We start from the raw sequence: 2,078 nt of genomic DNA, 5'->3' as shown, positions 1-2,078 counted from the left end.
TGTCAATGTCGGTTTACTTTTCCCCATTTCCGTCGGCGTAAAAATACCCAAATGCGTCGGGATAAAATTCCCCAGTTATGTCGGAATAAAAATCCCCAATGTGCAACCAGAGAGTATCTGGGATTCCCATGCTCGAGGACGAGGAGTATTTTATGTTACTGGATTTAGCGCGTAAACAGGAACTGGCAACAGGGAAAGTCAATATCAGCTTGCTTTCCCGAGAAACCGGCTATGACAGAAAAACCATAGCTCGGCATCTTTCTTTGGATCAACCCTCAAAACATCCTCAGACCCGAAATAAACCAAGCAAGCTGGATCCCTTCAAACCATACATCCAGGAGAGGTTGAACAATTATCCTCGTCTGAGCCGTGTAAGACTTCTGGAAGAGATCCAGGATCTCGGCTATGATGGCGGACCAACAATACTTGGCGATTATATCCGGCAGATTCGTCCTAACATCACCATTCCTGCTGAAATCAGATATGAAACCAAACCGGGAGAGATGATGCAGTGTGACTGGCTTGAGTATCCCTATGAAACGGCCGATGGATCCAGAAAGAAGGTCTATGGCCTCTCAATGGTTCTTGGCTACTCCCGAATGAGATATGTAGAATTCTTCCCTAATCAGGGCCTTCCTGCTCTTCTCAAAGGACATCTGGGAGCTTTTGAGTATTTTGGTGGAGTCACTGACATGATCCTCTATGATAACCTTCGGAGTGTCGTCCTTGACCGGAAATATCCGTCTACCGCTTCAGAATTCCATCCTCTCTTTGCAGACTTCCGTGACCACTTTGGATTTACATCACGGCTCTGCCGCCTAGGTCGGGCCAAAACCAAAGGCAAAGTTGAGCGTGCAATTCACTACATCAAAGACAACTTCTTGTATGGTCGAACCTTCCACTCCATTGAGGATTTGAATCTTCAGGCACGAAAATGGCTTAATTGCGTCAATGGGAAAGTTCATGGAACCACCCATGAGATTCCGTTTGATCGCCAGGTTCGGGAGAACCTTCGTCCTTTCTCCTCGTACAAACCGTATCTCCTCAAGAGGAAAGAATCCCGAAAAGTTTCCAAAGACTGCTACATCTCGCTATACGGGAATAGCTACTCAGTTCCCTGGAAGTTTGCAGGAAGGCGTGTTGACGCATATATCCATGAGAATCACGTGTCAATTCATGCTGATGGCACAGAGATCTGCACCCATATTCTCCTGAATGGGAGAAATGAGCGTTCAAAGAAAAAAGAGCATTTTGAAGGGCTTTACAAAGAAGTCCTGGGTTTATCCAGCAATGGTGCAAAGAAGGAGCGGGTAAACAAACCAGCCATTGATCAGCACTCTGTTGAGACACGAGATCTTGCCGAATATGACGTTTTTGCAGAGGAGGGTCGGATATGACGACTCTTCTTCTTGAGCAGATCCATCACCGCCTTACCATGATGAAACTGGATGCGATGGATGCTCTGCTTGAACCAACGCTTGAACGTGCAATGAACGAGAATCTCAGTCCCATTGAGACGATTGGGTATCTGATTGAACAGGAATGGAACAACAGGACGTCGACGAGAATTAGAACCCGGACAAAAAGTGCTGGTTTCCCTCTCCTGAAACGAATCGAAGAGTTTGATTTTGCGTTCCAACCCTCAATTGATCAGACGGTGATCAGGGATCTTGCCACTCTGAGATTTATCGATAATGCAGAGAATGTGGTCTTCCTTGGACCACCTGGTGTTGGTAAAACACATCTGGCGATTGGTCTGGGTGTTTCTGCAATTGAACAGGGGATCCCGGTTCTCTTCATCAATGCGTCTGTCCTGATCGAACAGCTCAAAGAAGCATATCACAGTGATCAGCTTGATCGGTATCTGAAGAAACTCACCCGGCCAGGTCTCCTGATCATCGATGAGATCGGGTATCTTCCATTCGATGCTCAGGCAGCATACTGCTTCTTCCAGTTGATATCCCGGCGATATGAGCAGGGATCAACGATCTTCACCTCGAACAAATCGTTTGGTAACTGGGGGGAGATCTTCCAGGATCAGGTAATTGCCGCAGCACTTCTGGATCGAATCCTGCATC

At 46.9% G+C, this 2,078-nt stretch carries 2 protein-coding genes; both read left to right on the top strand.

The window, feature by feature from the left end; genetic code table 11:
* Positions 1–128 precede the first annotated feature (128 nt).
* The gene (gene istA, locus J2T58_RS11025; RefSeq protein WP_253490021.1) at positions 129–1,397 is read left to right on the top strand and encodes an IS21 family transposase; all 1,269 of its coding nucleotides are present in this window, start codon (positions 129–131) and stop codon (positions 1,395–1,397) included.
* Positions 1,394–2,078, top strand: a 685-nt coding sequence (istB, locus tag J2T58_RS11020) for an IS21-like element helper ATPase IstB (RefSeq protein WP_253490019.1), incomplete at its 3' end; no start/stop codon positions are given. The genes istA and istB, both read left to right, overlap by 4 nt.

The sequence above is a fragment of the Methanocalculus alkaliphilus genome (genome assembly GCF_024170505.1).
Lineage (GTDB): Archaea > Halobacteriota > Methanomicrobia > Methanomicrobiales > Methanocorpusculaceae > Methanocalculus > Methanocalculus alkaliphilus.
Note: the sequence above shows the minus strand (reverse complement) of the source record. Positions and strands in the feature narration are given on the sequence as shown.

Excerpts from the sequence above, each read along its gene's own strand:
- istA (WP_253490021.1), top strand. The coding sequence starts at position 129 with ATGCTCGAGGACGAGGAGTATTTTATGTTACTGGATTTAGCGCGTAAA.